This is a genomic window from Streptomyces sp., assembly GCF_035645055.1.
GTDB lineage: Bacteria > Actinomycetota > Actinomycetes > Streptomycetales > Streptomycetaceae > Streptomyces.
In genome coordinates this window covers 20,093-36,027 of record NZ_DASQNH010000040.1, presented here as the reverse complement: position 1 = coordinate 36,027, position 15,935 = coordinate 20,093, and the positions used below count along the sequence as shown (strand labels likewise).

Annotated in this window: 12 protein-coding genes; 3 read left to right on the top strand and 9 right to left on the bottom strand. The window is 72.9% G+C overall.

Going from position 1 to position 15,935, the window contains the following annotated elements:
- Positions 1-2,720, top strand: a 2,720-nt coding sequence (locus VE614_RS13610) for an NAD-glutamate dehydrogenase domain-containing protein (protein WP_324936206.1), incomplete at its 5' end; no start/stop codon positions are given.
- 65 nt (positions 2,721-2,785) lie between these two features.
- On the opposite strand, the gene VE614_RS13605 is transcribed toward VE614_RS13610, so the two are convergent.
- The 4 genes from VE614_RS13605 to VE614_RS13590 all read right to left on the bottom strand — a co-directional run bounded on the left by VE614_RS13605 (position 2,786) and on the right by VE614_RS13590 (position 8,775).
- Positions 2,786-4,504, bottom strand: a complete 1,719-nt coding sequence (locus tag VE614_RS13605; RefSeq protein WP_324936214.1) for a glycosyltransferase family 2 protein — start codon at positions 4,502-4,504, stop codon at positions 2,786-2,788.
- 41 nt (positions 4,505-4,545) lie between these two features.
- Positions 4,546-6,747 (bottom strand): CDP-glycerol:glycerophosphate glycerophosphotransferase, encoded by a 2,202-nt coding sequence (locus tag VE614_RS13600; protein ID WP_324936205.1) that lies wholly within the window; start codon positions 6,745-6,747, stop codon positions 4,546-4,548.
- A 143-nt stretch (positions 6,748-6,890) separates the two neighbouring features.
- Positions 6,891-7,847 (bottom strand): ABC transporter ATP-binding protein, encoded by a 957-nt coding sequence (locus VE614_RS13595; RefSeq protein WP_324936203.1) that lies wholly within the window; start codon positions 7,845-7,847, stop codon positions 6,891-6,893.
- Positions 7,840-8,775: an ABC transporter permease gene (locus VE614_RS13590; RefSeq protein ID WP_324936201.1), complete on the bottom strand. Its 936-nt coding sequence runs from the start codon at positions 8,773-8,775 to the stop codon at positions 7,840-7,842. The genes VE614_RS13595 and VE614_RS13590 overlap by 8 nt, the downstream gene beginning before the upstream one ends.
- A gap of 151 nt (positions 8,776-8,926) precedes the next feature.
- Here VE614_RS13590 and VE614_RS13585 point away from each other — a divergent pair, with 151 nt between their 5' ends.
- The gene (locus VE614_RS13585; protein ID WP_324936198.1) at positions 8,927-9,565 is read left to right on the top strand and encodes a TetR/AcrR family transcriptional regulator; all 639 of its coding nucleotides are present in this window, start codon (positions 8,927-8,929) and stop codon (positions 9,563-9,565) included.
- Positions 9,566-9,619: 54 nt separating this feature from the next.
- Here VE614_RS13585 and galE read toward each other — a convergent pair whose 3' ends face one another.
- The 3 genes from galE to VE614_RS13570 all read right to left on the bottom strand — a co-directional run bounded on the left by galE (position 9,620) and on the right by VE614_RS13570 (position 12,446).
- Complete coding sequence (galE, locus tag VE614_RS13580) at positions 9,620-10,600, bottom strand: UDP-glucose 4-epimerase GalE (RefSeq protein WP_324936195.1); 981 nt, start codon at positions 10,598-10,600, stop codon at positions 9,620-9,622.
- 17 nt (positions 10,601-10,617) lie between these two features.
- Positions 10,618-11,874, bottom strand: a complete 1,257-nt coding sequence (locus VE614_RS13575) for a glycosyltransferase 87 family protein (RefSeq protein ID WP_324936193.1) — start codon at positions 11,872-11,874, stop codon at positions 10,618-10,620.
- A gap of 92 nt (positions 11,875-11,966) precedes the next feature.
- Positions 11,967-12,446, bottom strand: a complete 480-nt coding sequence (locus VE614_RS13570) for a MarR family transcriptional regulator (protein WP_324936191.1) — start codon at positions 12,444-12,446, stop codon at positions 11,967-11,969.
- A 121-nt stretch (positions 12,447-12,567) separates the two neighbouring features.
- Between VE614_RS13570 and VE614_RS13565 the strand changes: the two genes are divergently transcribed.
- Positions 12,568-12,981 carry an organic hydroperoxide resistance protein gene (locus VE614_RS13565; protein ID WP_324936189.1) on the top strand — a complete coding sequence of 138 codons (414 nt, stop codon included), beginning with the start codon at positions 12,568-12,570 and terminating at the stop codon, positions 12,979-12,981.
- Positions 12,982-13,011: 30 nt separating this feature from the next.
- On the opposite strand, the gene VE614_RS13560 is transcribed toward VE614_RS13565, so the two are convergent.
- Together VE614_RS13560 and VE614_RS13555 are read right to left on the bottom strand one after the other, a co-directional pair.
- Positions 13,012-14,568, bottom strand: coding sequence for a hypothetical protein (locus tag VE614_RS13560; RefSeq protein WP_324936187.1), 1,557 nt, complete (start codon positions 14,566-14,568; stop codon positions 13,012-13,014).
- A gap of 73 nt (positions 14,569-14,641) precedes the next feature.
- Positions 14,642-15,931 carry a hypothetical protein gene (locus VE614_RS13555; RefSeq protein ID WP_414719568.1) on the bottom strand — a complete coding sequence of 430 codons (1,290 nt, stop codon included), beginning with the start codon at positions 15,929-15,931 and terminating at the stop codon, positions 14,642-14,644.
- Between the last annotated feature and the right edge of the window lie 4 nt (positions 15,932-15,935).

Below are 15,935 nucleotides of genomic sequence, written 5' to 3'. Positions count from 1 at the left end.
TGGCGCTGTTCCAGATCCGCTTCTCCCCGGACCGCTCCACCGGCCGCGGAGTGCGCCAGGAGGAGCTCGTGCAGGCCCTGCGGGCCTCCATCGGCGAGGTCGCCTCGCTCGACGCCGACCGGGTGCTCACCGCGCTGCTCTCCGCCGTCGTCGCCACCCTACGGACCAGCTACTACGCCGACGGGCCGCTGGCGCTGAAGATCGACCCGTCGGGCGTGCCGGACATCCCCGAGCCACGGCCGTGGCGGGAGATCTGGGTCAGCTCGCCACGGATCAACGGCGTCCACCTGCGGTTCGGCGCGGTCGCGCGCGGCGGATTGCGCTGGTCGGACCGTCGGGAGGACCTGCGCACCGAGGTCCTCGGCCTGGTGAAGGCGCAGATGGTCAAGAACACGGTCATCGTGCCGACCGGCGCCAAGGGCGGCTTCGTGCTCAAGCGGCCGCTCCGCGAGGGAGCCACCCGCGACGAGGTCATGGCCGAGGGCATCGCCTGCTACGAGCTCTTCATCGGCGCGCTGCTGTCGCTGACCGACAACCTGGTCGGCGGCAAGGTCGTCCCGCCCGAGCGGGTAGTGCGCCACGACGGTGACGACACCTACCTCGTCGTCGCGGCCGACAAGGGCACCGCGACCTTCTCCGACATCGCCAACGGGGTCGCCGAGAACTACAACTTCTGGCTGGGCGACGCCTTCGCCTCCGGTGGCTCCGCCGGTTACGACCACAAGGGCATGGGCATCACCGCGCGCGGCGCCTGGGAGTCCGTCAAGCGGCACTTCCGCGACATGGGCGTGGACACGCAGAGCGAGGACTTCACGGTCGTCGGCATCGGCGACATGTCCGGTGACGTGTTCGGCAACGGCATGCTGCTCAGCGAGCACATCCGCCTGGTCGCCGCCTTCGACCACCGGCACATCTTCATCGACCCGAACCCGGACGCGGCCGTCTCCTACGCCGAGCGCCGCCGGATCTTCGAGCTGCCCCGTTCCAGCTGGGCCGACTACGACACCGACCTGATCTCCGCCGGCGGCGGCGTCTTCCCGCGCACCGCCAAGGCGATCCCGGTCAACGCGCACATCCGCGAGGCCCTCGGCATCGAGGCCAAGGTCACCAAGCTGACCCCGGCCGAGCTGATGAAGGCGATCCTCCAGGCGCCGGTGGACCTGCTGTGGAACGGCGGCATCGGCACCTACGTCAAGGCCTCCACCGAGTCCCACGCGGACGTCGGCGACAAGGCCAACGACGCCATCCGCGTCGACGGCCAGGACCTGCGGGTCAAGGTGGTCGGCGAGGGCGGCAACCTGGGCCTGACCCAGCTCGGCCGGATCGAGTTCGCGCTGCACGGCGGCCGGATCAACACCGACGCCATCGACAACAGCGCGGGCGTGGACACCTCCGACCACGAGGTGAACATCAAGATCCTGCTCAACGGCCTGGTCACGGACGGCGACATGACCGTCAAGCAGCGCAACCGGCTGCTCGCCGACATGACCGACGAGGTCGGCAAGCTGGTGCTGCGCAACAACTACGCGCAGAACACCGCCATCGCCAACGCGCTGGCCCAGTCCAGGGACATGCTTCACGCCCAGCAGCGCTTCATGAAGCACCTGGTGCGCGAGGGTCACCTCGACCGGGCGCTGGAGTTCATGCCCACCGACCGCCAGATCCGCGAGCGGCTCGCCCAGGGCCAGGGCCTGACCGGCCCGGAGACGGCCGTCCTGCTGGCCTACACGAAGATCACGGTCGCCGAGGAGCTGCTGCACACCTCGCTGCCGGACGACCCGTATCTGCGCGGGCTGCTGCACTGCTACTTCCCGACCGCGCTGCGCGAGCAGTTCGGCGACCGAATCGACGGCCACCCGCTGCGCCGTGAGATCACCACGACGGTGCTGGTCAACGACACGGTCAACACCGGTGGCACGACGTATCTGCACCGGCTGCGCGAAGAGACCGGTGCGTCCCTGGAGGAGATCGTCCGGGCGCAGACCGCGGCCCGCACGATCTTCCGCTCCGCCCACGTGTGGGACGCGGTCGAGGCCCTGGACAACAAGGTCGAGGCCGAGGTGCAGACCCGGATCCGGCTGCACTCCCGCCGGCTGGTGGAGCGCGGCACGCGCTGGCTGCTCAACAACCGGCCGCAGCCGCTCCAGCTCGCCGAGACCGTCTCGTTCTTCGAGGAGCGCGTGGAGCAGGTCTGGAACGAGCTGCCGAAGCTGCTGCGCGGCGCGGACCTGGAGTGGTGGCAGAAGATCCACGACGAGCTGACCGGCGCGGGGGTGCCGGACGAGCTGGCCACGCGGGTGGCCGGGTTCTCGTCCGCGTTCCCGACGCTGGACATCGTGTCGGTGGCCGACCGCATGGGCAAGGAGCCGCTGGACGTCGCCGAGGTCTACTACGACCTCGCCGACCGCCTCGGCATCACCCAGCTGATGGACCGGATCATCGAGCTGCCCCGCGCCGACCGCTGGCAGTCCATGGCCCGCGCGGCGATCCGCGAGGACCTGTTCGCCGCGCACGCCGCCCTCACCGCCGATGTGCTGGCGGTGGGCAACGGCAGCTCCACGCCGGAGCAGCGGTTCAAGGGCTGGCAGGAGAGGAACGCGGCGATCCTGGGGCGCGCCCGCACCACCCTGGAGGAGATCCAGGGTTCGGACGCCTTCGACCTCGCCAACCTGTCGGTGGCCATGCGGACGATGCGGACGCTGCTGCGGACGCATTCGTAGGGGTGTGACGTGACGGGGCGCCCCGGGCCTTTCGGTCCGGGGCGCTTCTCATGACGGCCGGGTGCTCAGCGCAGCGCGCTCGCCAGCAGGCGGGCCGCGCGGCGCACCCGGGGCCGGGCCAGGCGCCGTACCACCGGGCGCACCACCCGCGCGGTCAGGCCCGACGGACGCCAGCGGACCTGGAGCCGGCCCGTGCCGCGCTCCTCCGGTTCGACGGTGACCTGGTGCGGGGCGGCACCGGAGTGGTACTCCACGCGGGCGGCCAGCGGCCGGAAGGCGCTCTCCGGGGCCAGCAGGACGCCCCGGTGGTACGTTCCCCCGTGCTCCAGGCGCAGCACCGGATGGCGGGCGCCGTCGAAGCCGTGCAACGGGATCGGGGCGGCGGCCAGATCGACGTGGACATGGCCCTCGTAGACCCCTGGACGCACCGGGGACAGCCGGAACGGCACGGTCATGCGCCGGCGCCCGGGGGAGAGCAGCAGGGTCGCGGCGTGCGGTCCGACGGGGAGGCGCAGCGCCGGGTCGTACGTGCGGATGGCCAGGTCCACCGAGGCGCCGGGGCCGGGCGCGATCTCGGTCACCTCGTGCCGGAGCAGGGCGTACGGGAAGGGGCAGGTGTCCGGGGCCAGCTCGGACAGGTCCAGCTCGCGGCGCGCCCACTCGGAGTCCGGGACGCGGTCGCCCCAGTACGTACGGCCGTCCTCGCCGGTGACCACCGCGCGCGGGCCGACCCCGTGGCCGAGGCCGCGCGCCGCGAGCCGCGCGTCCGCCAGGCGCAGCTCGCGCACCAGCTGGAGCACCACGCGTTCGGGGCGCGGGAGACGGGCGTACGCGCCCGGCGTGAGCGTCGCGAGGTACGGGTTGACGATCTCCGCGAACTCCGTCAGCCACTCCTCGTCGCGGTCCGGCAGGTCGCCTGCGTACATCCGGAAGTCGTGCTTGAGGAACTTGTAGTCCTTCTCCTCGTGCAGCGCGCCGTGCCCGCTCTCGGTCAGGAAGTCGTCGACGAGCCGCTGGACGTGCACCCGGTCGCGGACGTTGTCGAGCTTGTGCCGCTGGTTGGAGATGGAGGCGGTGTCGCCGGACGCGTGCGGGGCGATGTACCAGCGGTAGACCGGCTCCGGGATGACCGTGAAGGCGCGGGCCAGGCAGTAGGCCTGCGCGGAGAAGAGCTGGTCCTCGTAGTGGATGCCCTCGGGGAAGCGCAGGCCGTGGCGGTCGAGGAAGGCGCGGGCGTACATCTTGCTGGTCGCCAGGTGCTCGAAGAACAGCCGCGGTTCGGCGTCGATGCCGGGCACGGTACGGCGCTCGGCCACCAGGTGCGGCATCCAGCGCCCGCGGTTCCCGGTGTCCGCGCGGACCCGCTCCACCGCGCCCATCACGAAGTCGACGTCCTGCTCCCGGTGCGCGGCGAGCAGCAACTCGACCGCGTTCGGCGGCAGTTCGTCGTCGCTGTCCAGGAACATCACATACGGGGCGCGGGCGATCTCCAGCGCACGGTTGCGGGGCACGCTGCAACCGCCGCTGTTCCGGTCCAGACGCAGATGCAGGATGCGGGGATCCTCCGCGGCCAGCCGCCGGGCCACCTCCGGGGTGGCGTCCGTGGAGTGGTCGTCGCTGATGACGATCTCGATGTCGGCGTGGGTCTGGCGGCGCACGGAGGCCACCGCGCGGGGGAGGCGTTCGGCGTCGTTGTAGACGATCACCACGACCGTTGCGTCGGGTGCGTCGGGTGCGTCGCGTGCTTCGAATGCGTCGGGGGCCTGCGCGGCCGGCGCCGCCATCGGGGATTCCATGGACTCCGGGGATTCCGCGGCTTCCGGATTCATGACGCGGTCGCCTCCTGCGGGGTGGGCGCGGGGGTGCGCTCGTCGACGGGGAGGATCGGGGGCAGGGCGTCCTCGGGTTCGCCCAGGAAGACCCGGCGTACGACCCGCTCGGCGGCGCGGCCGTCGTCGTACTCGCAGAACCGGCGCCGGAACACCGAGCGCGCCTTGGCCGCCTCGTCGTCGCGCCAGGCCTCCGAGGTGAGGACGTCGGCCAGCTCGCCCTGGGTGCGGGCCACCGGGCCGGGGGCCCCGGCCATCAGGTCGAAGTAGACGCCGCGGGTCGCCACGTACGTCTCCCAGTCGTCGGCGTGGATGACGATCGGGCGGTCCAGGTTGGCGTAGTCGAACATGATCGACGAGTAGTCCGTGATCAGCGCGTCGGCGGCCAGACACAGCTCCTCGACCGGCTCGTAGGCGGAGACGTCGAGGACGCGGCCCGCGCGGCGCAGCCCGGTGAGTGCCGTCGCGGTGGAGGCGTGGAAGTAGTGGGCGCGCACCAGCAGCACGGTGTCCTCGCCGAGTCGTTCGGCGAGCGTGGCGAGGTCCAGGCGCGCGGTCCAGCCGGCCTCGTAGTCGCGGTGGGTGGGGGCGTACAGAACGGCGCGGCGGCCGGGGGCGATGCCGAGGCGGGCGCGGATCGCGGCGATGTCGGCGGCGGTGGCGGTGTAGTAGACGTCGTTGCGCGGATAGCCGTGGTCGAGGGAGACGTACCGCGCCGGGTAGGCGCGCTCCCACATCCGGGTGGTGTGGCCGTTGGCGGAGACGCTGTAGTCCCACTTGTCGATCCGGGCCAGCAGGGCCGCGAAGTCCAGCCCCTTGGCGGTGGCCGGGTAGCGCATCTGGTCGAGGCCCATGCGCTTGAGCGGGGTGCCGTGGTGGGTCTGGACGTGCACCGCGTCCGGGCGTTTGACCACCGCGTTGGCGAAGTTGACGTTGTTGACCAGGAACTTGGCACGGCCCAGCACCTCCCAGTAGCGGCGGCTGCCGGGCACCACATGGTCCGTGCCGGGTGGCAGCAGGCCCACCCGGCCCGGGGCGACCACCCACACCGGGTGGATCTGCGGAGCGAGTTCGGCGAGCTTGGCGGCGATGGCGGCGGGGTTGCAGGCGACGCCGCGGTTCCAGTACGCCGAGAAGACCGCCAGGTTGGGGTCGACCGGGCGGGCGAGCGACCTGCGGTACTGGAGGCCGCGGACCTGTGTGCGCAGCTGCCGCTTGCCCGCGCGGAGAGCCGTTCTGGCCGCGCGGCGGGCGTGGTTGGCGTTCTGCAGGGCGCGGTAGCGGGTGTAGGCGTCCTCTTCGAGCAGGGTACGGCGCAGTCCCTCCGGTCCGGCCGGGTGGCGCAGGCCCTCGGGGTGCCACCTGCGGGCCGCCTCGGAGGCGCGGTGGAAGAAGGCCCGCGCGTCCCGCTCCGGCATGCCCGCACGGACGAAGGTCCGCAGGCTGTCGCGGATCATCAGCTGGTACAGGACCGCGTGGGGTGCCGTGCGGGCGCGGGTGGCCTCCAGCAGGGCCTCGTAGCGGTCCAGGACGGCGAGGTGGTCGTCCAGGGTGCGCGGCGGAACGCTCTCCGGGCGCAGCAGGCGGTGTTCGAAGCCGGCGTGGTTGAAGCAGGCGATCCGCGCGGCGGTGAGCAGGGCGGTGTGCGCGGCGTACGCCTCGTCCTCGGCGCCGAGGACGGCGGCGTGGGCGCGCCAGTGCCCGGCTCGTATCAGGCGGTTGCCGAGCATGGGGGTCAGCCGGAGCAGGGCGGGCAGATCGTCGAGGGCGGTCTCGGCGCGGCCCGCGCGGGCCAGCAGACGGCTGTCGTACGACGGTGCGCCGGAGGTCTGCCAGGTGGTGCGGACGTGGTCGAAGAGCAGGACGTCCACGGTGTCGGGGAGTTCGGCGGCGCGGGCGGCCAGCAGGGCGGGGGCGCCCGCGGGCAGACCGTCCTTGGCGTGGACGAAGTGCAGCCACCGCCCGGACGCCCGGTCCGCGCCCGCCGCCCGGGCCTCGGCGTCCCCGGTGCCGTCCGGCAGCGGGAGCAGCACCGCGCCGGGGGCGTGTTCGCGGGCCGTCTCCCGGGCCCAGTCGCCGACCGCAGCCACGATCACCTCGATGTCCGGGGCCGGGTCGGCGCCCAGGGAGTCGAGGAGACCGGTCAGATGGCCCTGGGTGTTCGGGCCGTGGACGACGATGCTGAGCTGCGGTGGCACGGCGGACTCCCTTCACACGTTCGGGTGCCTCACACGGCATGGCCTATTCGGTCATCGTGGCACCGATCGGATGAAAGGGATAACCGGGTTGAGCCGGTCGGGCCGCGCCGCGCCGGGCACCCCGCACGGCGGCGATGGGCGGCTCAGGGGGCGACGGCGGTCTTCGGCTCCGGCTTCGGGGCGGCCGACGACTGGGGCTCGGGGTCGGCCGCGGCCGGTTCGGGCTGGTGGGTGGCCGCGGGCGGCTTGGCCTTGGGTTTCGGCTTGGCCTTGGGCTTCGGCTTGGCCGTCTTCTCACCGGTGAAGGCCTCGTACTCCTTCATGACCTCCTCCGTCGGCCCGTCCATCCGCAGCTCGCCGCGCTCCAGCCACAGCACCCGCTCGCAGGTGTCGCGGATGGACTTGTTGTTGTGGCTGACCAGGAACACCGTCCCGGCGTGCTTGCGCAGCTCGCGGATGCGGGCCTCGGAGCGTTTCTGGAAGGAGCGGTCGCCGGTGGCCAGCGCCTCGTCGATGAGCAGCACGTCGTGGTCCTTGGCGGCGGCGATGGAGAACCGCAGCCGGGCGGCCATGCCGGAGGAGTACGTGCGCATCGGCAGGGTGATGAAGTCGCCCTTCTCGTTGATGCCGGAGAAGTCGACGATCTCCTGGTAGCGCTCCCTGATCTGCTCGCGTGACATGCCCATCGCCAGTCCGCCGAGATGGACGTTGCGCTCGCCGGTCAGGTCGTTCATCAGCGCCGCGTTGACACCGAGGAGGGAGGGCTGGCCGCCCGTGTAGATCCGGCCGTTCTCCACCGGGAGCAGTCCGGCGACCGCCTTCAGCAGAGTCGATTTGCCGGAGCCGTTGGTGCCGATCAGGCCGATCGCCTCGCCCTTGTACGCCACGAAGGACACGTCCCGCACCGCGTGCACCCGGCGCACCCCGGACGCCTTCTCGGACTGCTTGCGCCGCAGGATGCGGTTGAGCGCGGCGGTCGCCGAGCCGCGGCCGGCGCCGGTGCCGTTGACCCGGTAGACGATGTCCACGTGATCGGCGACGACGGTGGGGATCTTCGCGTCGCCGGTCTGCGCGCTGTCGCGCGAGGGGTTCTCAGCCACGGCCGTACGTCTCCTCAGCCTTCCAGAAGTAGATGAAACCGCCGACCCCGGCGAGCAGCGCCCAGCCCGTCGCGAGCGGCCACACGTGCGGCGGCAGCCGGCTCGCGTGGAAGCTGTCGATGAGGGCGAAGCGCATCAGGTCGATGTAGACGGCGGCCGGGTTGGCCTGGAGGACGGGAGCCACCCAGGACGGCAGGTCGGTGTGCCTGCTCAGGACGTGGTCGATGCTCCACATCACGCCCGAGACGTACATCCAGGTGCGCAGCACGAACGGCATGAGCTGGGCGACGTCCGGGGTCTTCGCGCCGAACCGGGCGAGGATCATCGACACACCCGCGTTGAACATGAACTGGAGCACCAGCACCGGGATCGCCAGCCCCCAGGACGCGGTGGGCGGTACGCCGAAGGCCAGCAGGATCGCGATCAGTGCCGCCATCGAGAACATCAGCTGCTGGAGCTGCTGGAGGCAGAAGGAGATCGGCAGCGCGGCCCGCGGGAAGTGCAGGGCGCGGACCAGGCCGAGGTTGCCGGAGATGGCGCGGGTGCCGGCCAGCAGCGAGCTTTGCGTGAAGGTCCAGATGAACACGCCGGTGACCAGGAACGGCACGTAGTCCGGCACGCCCTTCTTGGTCTGGAGCAGCACACCGAAGATCAGGTAGTAGACCGCCGCGTTCAGCAGCGGGGTCATGACCTGCCAGACCTGGCCCAGCTTCGCCTGGCTGTACTGGGCGGTGAGCTTCGCCGTGGAGAAGGCGGCGATGAAGTGGCGGCGCGCCCACAGCTGCCGGACGTAGGCCGGGAGGGAGGGGCGGGCGCCGCTGACCGTGAGGCCGTGGCGGGCGGCGAGGGCCGCGAGGTCGGCGTCGGCCGGGGCCGGGGTGGTGGTCCGGGCCGTCGTCGGGGGCGGTGTGTCGAGGACCTGGCTCACATCCGCTGCTTTCGGTCGGGGATGGGTTGCGCGCCCGGCGTTCACCCGGGGTTCGGGCGGTGTTCTCTTACGTCGGGACGGGACCGTATCGTCGCAACGTGAGCGTAGGCCGAATGGACGACGGAACGCAACCGTTTCGTCGTGACGTTCTATGCTGTCCCGCATGACGACGAACGCCGACGGCCCCCAGCCGCGTCCGCGGCGCCGTACCCCCGCAGGTGCGGCGGTGCTCCGCGAGGATGTGACGGAAGCCATCCGCGCGGCCGTCTTCGAGGAACTGGCGGCGGTCGGCTACGCGCGCATGTCGATCGAGGGCATCGCCCGCCGCGCGGGGGTCGGCAAGACGGCCGTGTACCGCCGCTGGCGCTCCAAGCTGCACCTGGTGCTGGACATCGTCTCGGCGATCGCGGTGCAGGGGCTGCCGGCGCCGGACACCGGCTCGCTGGAGTCGGATCTGCGGCTGCTGTACGAGGTGACGTCCCGTGCCCTGCGGCACCCGATCGCCTCGCAGGTCATCCCGGACCTCCAGGCGGAGGCGGCGCGCAGCCCGGAGATCGCCGAGGCGATGCGGAAGGCGCTGCGGGACGGGCAGGAGGGCGTCGCGCTGAAGATCGTGGCGGCGGCGGAGCGGCGCGGCGAGGTCCGCGCCGGCCTCGACGGCGAGCTGGCGCTCGACCTGATCTCGGGCCCGCTGTACTGGCGCGCGGTGGTGATCCGCAGCCCGAAGCTCCCCAAGGGCTATCTGGCGGCGCTGTCCCACGCGACCGCCGAGGCCCTCAAGGCGCTCTGACCCCGTCCTGCGGCTCCAGCCGCCGGGCCGGCTCGGCCAGGCCCAGGGAGGGGCTCAGTTCCGCGCCGCCTCCGGGCGCAGCCGTACCCAGCCCTCCCACGCGGAGGTGATCATGTCCTGGACGTCGTACCTGGCCTTCCAGCCCAGCTCGGTGGCGATCCGCTCGGCGGAGGCGACCACGCGGGCCGGGTCGCCGGGACGGCGCGGAGTCACGGTCGGGGGGCGGTCGTAGCCGGTGACCGCGTTGATCCGGTCGATCATCTCCCGGACGGAGACACCCTCCCCGCGCCCGACGTTGAGGGTGAGGTCGCGGCCGGGGGACGCCTCCAGCGCGCGGGCCGCCGCCACGTGGGCCTCCGCCAGGTCGACGACGTGGATGTAGTCCCGCACGCAGGTGCCGTCCGGCGTCGGATAGTCGTCGCCGAAGACACGCGGCGGAGCGCCCTCGGTGAGCCTCTCGAAGACCATGGGGACGAGATTGAGGACGCCGGTGTCGGCCAGTTCGGGGGCCGCCGCGCCCGCCACGTTGAAGTAGCGCAGGGACGCCGTGGACAGACCCGTGGCCCGGCCGGTGGCGCGGACCAGCCATTCGCCGGCCAGCTTGGTCTCGCCGTACGGCGACATCGGGGCGCAGGGCGTCTCCTCGGTGACCAGGTCGACGCCCGGCATGCCGTAGACGGCGGCCGAGGAGGAGAACACGAAGGACGGCACACCGGCCGCGGTGACCGCCTCCAGCAGGACGCGCAGGCCCTCCACGTTCTCCCGGTAGTAGCGCAGCGGCAGGTCCACCGACTCGCCGACCTGCTTCTTCGCCGCCAGGTGCACCACCCCGGTGATCCCGTGGCCGGCGAGCACCCGGCTCAGCCGCTCCCTGTCCAGGGTCGAGCCCACCTCCAGCGGCACACCCGGCGGGACGCGCTCGGCGATCCCGGTGGACAGGTCGTCGTAGACCACGGTGCGCTCGCCCGCCTCGGTCATGGCGCGGACGACGTGCGCCCCGATGTATCCGGCGCCGCCGGTGATCAGCCAGGTCATGTGCGGCCGTCCCCTCGTCAGTCGGCGGCCCCCGTGGGGGCCCGATGGGTGTGCTCCGCCCTCAGTGAAGCAGGCGCGGGGGCACTGCGTGACATCGATGTGACGCGGCGTAGCCGGACGAGGGACAGGACGGCGGCCGCGCCGAGCAGGCCGTTGCGGACGGTCATCAGGACGCAGCCGGTGGCGGTGCTCGCCGCGACCTCGTCGTACAGGATGGGATACACCAGCGCGGTGACGGCGGCCGCGGCCACGATCAGCGCGGCGACCGGGCGCTGCGAGGTCCGCCGGGAGGTCAGGCAGACGGCGGCCAGGCCGAGCAGCCAGACGAGGTACTGCGGGCTGAGCACCCGGCTGGTGACGGTGAAGAGCAGCACGGCGGTCAGCGCCGCGTCGTACGGCGTCGCCTCGGTCCAGTGCCGTGCGGTCATCCGCCAGTGCAGCAGGAGCGCGAAGGCGACGGCGGTGAGGACGAGGGAGGCGGTGGCCACCGCGTCCACGTACGGGCCGGTGAACTCCAGCGCCCCGTACCGGTACCCCGCCCGCCCCGGCCACCCGGCGTGCGTGGCGAGGCCCAGCAGGGCGCCGCCGAAGGACTCGATCTGCACGCCCCGGCCGCCCTGCTGGCGCAGGAAGGCCAGGGGGTGGGAGAAGGCGGCGGCGAGGACACCGAGGGCGAGGGTCCCCGTGACCACCGCGGACCCCCAGGCCCGCCGGGTCTCCCGCCCCTTCGGTACCCCCACCAGTGCCAGTGCCGGCCATACCTTCACCAGGGCGCCCAGCGCGGCGAACGCTCCGCCCACGCGCGGGGAGCGTGTCAGCGTCAGCAGGGAGACGACGGCCAGGGCGGTGGCCTGCACGTCGTAGCGCACCAGCGGAACGTGCAGCAGCAGCGGCAGCCCCAGCGTCCACAGCGCCGCCCCGAGCAGGGTGCGGCCCTGCCGGGTCCCCGCGCGGGCGAGCGCCGCCAGGATCAGCGCGTCCGCCGCCAGGGTGAGGAGCACGAACGCCTGGAGGTAGTCCAGCCCCGGCAGCAGCGTGGGCGACACCAGCACCGGACCGGCGCCCGGCGGGTACTGCCACAGCTTGTCGTCCACCGGGAAGGTGCCCTCCGCCAGGACGCCGGCCCAGCCGCGGTACAGCCGCCACACCTCCCGCGCGACCGGGATGCCCCCCAGCGGCGGAGCGGCGTCGTGGACGAGCAGCCAGAGCATCAGGGCACGGGTGGCGAGCCAGGCGGCGGCGAGGCCGAGGAGGCGGCGGGTCGTCAGGGGCATCGGCGGAGGGGTCCTCAGCAGGGGATGGCGGCCGGACGAACGATGTATGCCCCGCTCCGCTCGGCGCCGGTCCCATCTCCGTGAACAACCCCCTAACGCGTCGCCGTCCGCGCCGTCTCCGCCGCCAGTGCCGCGTCCAGCGCGCCGGTGAGCCGGGCGAGGCGGTCCCGCAGGGCGCTGATCTCGTCGAGGCCGCAGCCGGTCGCGGCGGCGATCCGGCGCGGCACCTCCGCGGCGCGTGCGCGCAGCGCGGCGCCCTCCCCGGTGAGCCGGACCTCGACCGAGCGCTCGTCGCGGGCGCTGCGCTCGCGGCGCACCAGCCCGGTCGTCTCCAGCCGCTTGAGCAGCGGGGAGAGGGTGCCGGAGTCGAGCCGCAGCCGTTCGCCGAGCTTCTTCACCGGCTGGTCGCCGTCCTCCCAGAGGACCAGCATCACCAGGTACTGCGGGTAGGTGAGCCCGAGGTCCTTGAGGATCACGCGGTAGACGCCGTTGAAGGCGCGCGAGGCGGCGTTCAGCGAGAAGCAGATCTGGCGGTCGAGGCGGAGCCAGTCGTCCGCGGGCGTGCTGGTCATGTCTCCAGGGTAGCTCTTGCGGGCCATTTAGTTGTGCACAACTAAATTGTGTGCTTCACTTCTGGTCGTACGGCGGCCGGACTCCACCGCCGCTCCCCGACCCGAGAGGGATGGATCTCCCATGGACGCGCTCTACACCGCTGTCGCCACCGCCACCCACGGCCGCGAGGGCCGCGCCGTCTCCTCCGACGGCACGCTGGACCTGCCGCTGGCCATGCCGGCGCAGCTCGGCGGCAACGGCCAGGGCACCAACCCCGAGCAGCTCTTCGCCGCCGGTTACGCCGCCTGTTTCGGCAGCGCCCTCGGCCTCGTCGGCCGCCAGGCCAAGGTCGACGTCAGCGACGCCGCGGTGACCGCCGAGGTCGGCATCGGCAAGGAGGGCGAGGGCTTCGCGCTCGCCGTCACCCTGCGCGTCGAGCTGCCCGACACCGTGGACGAGGCGACCGGCCGCAAGCTGGTCGAGCAGGCCCACCAGGTCTGCCCGTACTCCAACGCCACCCGCGGCAACATCCCGGTCGACCTCGTCATCGAGTAACCCCGGGCGGGACCTCCGGCGCGGCGCCCGTCACCCCGGAAGCCGCGCCAGCACCTCTCCCGTCCGCCGGCTCCACGCCACCACGACCGCCTCCTCGGGTACCTGGCGCCAGCGGGTGAGCAGCAGCCAGCGCACGTCGTGGCGGCGGGCGATCGCGGTGCGCTCGGCGGCGGTGGACGCCGGGTCGAGATAGGTCCGCACGTCGGCGACCCGCCGCAGCCGCTCCCGCTCGTCCACCGCCGCGTCCGGCCAGGTCGGCGCGGCCAGGTTCGCGCCGTACCCGGCGATCGCGTGCACGGCCCAGTAGCCGTCGGTGATCACCACCTCGCCACGCCGGATGTGCCGGGCGGCCCAGTCGTACGACGGCCAGTTCGGCGGCTGCGCGAAGCCCACCGGATCCAGCGAGCGCGGCACCACCGCCCCCGCCTGCACGGTGAGGAACCCGGCGCAGGCCCCGGCCGCCGCGACCGCCGCCAGGACCCGCCGCCACACCGGCCACGGCCGGGGCGCCGCCAGCTCCACGGCCAGCGCGAACTGCAACGGGACCAGCGTGAGGCCCAGGATGCGCCCGTAGGTGTAGTGGCCGCTGAGCCAGCCGTACGCCACCACCGCCACCTCCAGCAGGAACAGCAGCACCAGCGGATCCCGCCAGGACACGCGCCGGGCCCGAAGCCACAGCGCGGGCAGCCCGATCAGCGCCAGCCCGAACTGGCCGGCGAGGTCCCCGTACAGCCGCCGGTGCATGGCGTCGACGCTGGTGTCACCGGTCAGCGCGAAGACGTCGAAGTGCGGCCAGACCGCCCCGACCAGCAGCGCCGTGCCGCCGGCCAGCACCCAGCGGGCGGCCACGACCGGTTTCCAGCCCCGCTGCCATCCCGCCGCCAGCGCCAGCCCGCCCAGCACCGCCGCCACCGAGGTGATCGGGTGGATCAGCAGGATCAGCCCGTACAGCGCGCCGAGCCCCGCGTAGCCGGCCAGGCCCGGCAGTCCGCTGGGCCCCACGAACCGCACCGGCCGGCCGGCCCGGGCCCGCGCCCCCGTCCAGGCCCACGCCCAGAAGGTCAGCCCGATCGCGAACGCCGACGGGTAGGGCAGCGTGCCCGTCATCGACATCAGCCCGAGATACCCGCTCCACCAGGCCCGCTCGACCCCCCACAGCAGCGTCATGGCGGCCAGCGCCAGCACCGGCGCCCACGGGCGGGGCGTCAGCACCCGCACGAAGCGGTTCAGGCCCGTCAGCAGCACCAGCAGGTTCAGCGGCCCGGCGAGCCGCACCGCCTCCCAGCCGCTCAGCCCGGTCAGCCGCGCGAACGCGCCCTGGGCGACGGCGTAGGGCGAGTAGTAGGGGCTGCCCGCGCCCGGCAGGTCCGCCGTCGGATGGCGGGGGTGGAGCAGGTCGTCCTTGAGGCGTTCGACGACCGCCGCGTGCTGCCCGGCGTCACAGCACAGCGGCACCCGCCAGTACGCCAGCGACATCACCAGCCAGAACAGAAAGCCGGCGACCTGGTACGGGGTGGGCCGCCAGACCCGGCCGCGCAGCGCCGTCGCACCGCGCGGGGTCCGCCGGACGAGGACTCCGGCGCTCATCGAGCCGAATGAGAAGTAGGCGTCTGAGGCATTTGCCGTACCTTCCCGTGAAGATCAACGGCATGACCTCACCTCACCGCATCGAGTGAGCCCGTTCGGAGTGCCCCTGCGCCGGCAGGGCCACGGGCCGCCGCAGCACCGCGTCCAGCAGCAGCGGCACCCCCACCACCGGCAGCAGCCATGCCAGCACGATCAGCCGCTCGCCCCAGATGTTGATGTCCGGGTGCCCGGCCTGGGTGAGGATCCCGGTGAACGCCGCGGCGGCCAGGAACACCCCGAACGCGGGCCGCCGCGCCGCGCCCCACGCCCCGGCCGCGAGCGCCGCGAGGAACAGCGGCTGCCACATCTGCCGGCGCAGCCACTCCATCCAGAAGTTCCCCTGGAGCTGGAAGAACTCCGGCCAGGGATCGGCGCGGTCCGGCCGCGCGAAGTGATGGGTCAGCAGATCCTGCACGCTGTCGGCGGTCGACGGATACCCGAGCAGCTTCGCCAGCAGCACCGTCAGCACGGTCGCGGCCAGCCCGGTCGCCGCCACCGCGAGCACCCCGGGCCCCGGCGGCCGGCCCCGCCGCCACCGCCGTACGGCGATCAGTGTGCCCGCCGCCGCCAGGCACACCCCGAGGAACAGTGCCTGCGAGTGCTTGACGGTGAACAGCGCCGCGAGCGACCCGCCGATCAGCGTCAGCCCGGCCCGGGTCCGCCGCCCGCCGAGGACCAGCGCGCAGCCCCACACCGCCGTCAGCGTCAGCGCCAGCATCAGTCCCTCGGTCATGGGCCGCATGGCGGTCGTGCCGACCGGGAGGACGTAATACAGGCCCTGCCCGGTCAGGCACAGCGCCAGCGGCACCCGCAGCGACCGCAGCACCAGGAAGACCAGCACCCCGCCCGCGACCGCGATCACCACGCTCGCCGTCCACACGCCCCACACCACGCCGAACACGGACACGAACGGCAGCAGGAACACCGGATAGCCGGGCCGCGCCTCGAAGATGCGCATGAAGCGCTCCGGCATGTACGGCACGGTGTGCCCGCCGGTCTGCCCCGCCTTCAGCCGCCGCTCCACGACCCGCCACTCGTCGGCGCCGCACTTCTCGCGCACCTGGGGCGCCGGGTCGGGCCGGTGGAAGCGGACCACGTGCACGTTCTGCGCGCGATGGGCCAGCGAGGCCCGCCCCGCGCACACGTAGTCGATGGTCGCGGCGGCGGCCTCCCGCTTGGAGTCCCCGCGCAGGCTGAGCGCGTACGACAGGTAGTTCTTGGTGTCGGGGGTGTCCCGGCCGGTGACGTTCGCCAGCTGGAGCACGGCGAACACCGCGGCCAGCACCAGCACCCAGGTGCGCGGCCGCCAGGCGCGCGGTCGCAGCCGG

What these genes read in the sequence shown, in the direction of transcription:
- VE614_RS13605 (WP_324936214.1), bottom strand. Translation starts at nt 4,504, where the DNA reads ATGGCGGCGCCGGCCGCGCAGGCCCCCGACGCATTCGAAGCACGCGAC.
- VE614_RS13585 (WP_324936198.1), top strand. Translation starts at nt 8,927, where the DNA reads ATGCTGTCCCGCATGACGACGAACGCCGACGGCCCCCAGCCGCGTCCG.
- galE (WP_324936195.1), bottom strand. Translation starts at nt 10,600, where the DNA reads ATGACCTGGCTGATCACCGGCGGCGCCGGATACATCGGGGCGCACGTC.
- VE614_RS13575 (WP_324936193.1), bottom strand. Translation starts at nt 11,874, where the DNA reads ATGCCCCTGACGACCCGCCGCCTCCTCGGCCTCGCCGCCGCCTGGCTC.
- VE614_RS13570 (WP_324936191.1), bottom strand. Translation starts at nt 12,446, where the DNA reads ATGACCAGCACGCCCGCGGACGACTGGCTCCGCCTCGACCGCCAGATC.
- VE614_RS13565 (WP_324936189.1), top strand. Translation starts at nt 12,568, where the DNA reads ATGGACGCGCTCTACACCGCTGTCGCCACCGCCACCCACGGCCGCGAG.
- VE614_RS13560 (WP_324936187.1), bottom strand. Translation starts at nt 14,568, where the DNA reads ATGAGCGCCGGAGTCCTCGTCCGGCGGACCCCGCGCGGTGCGACGGCG.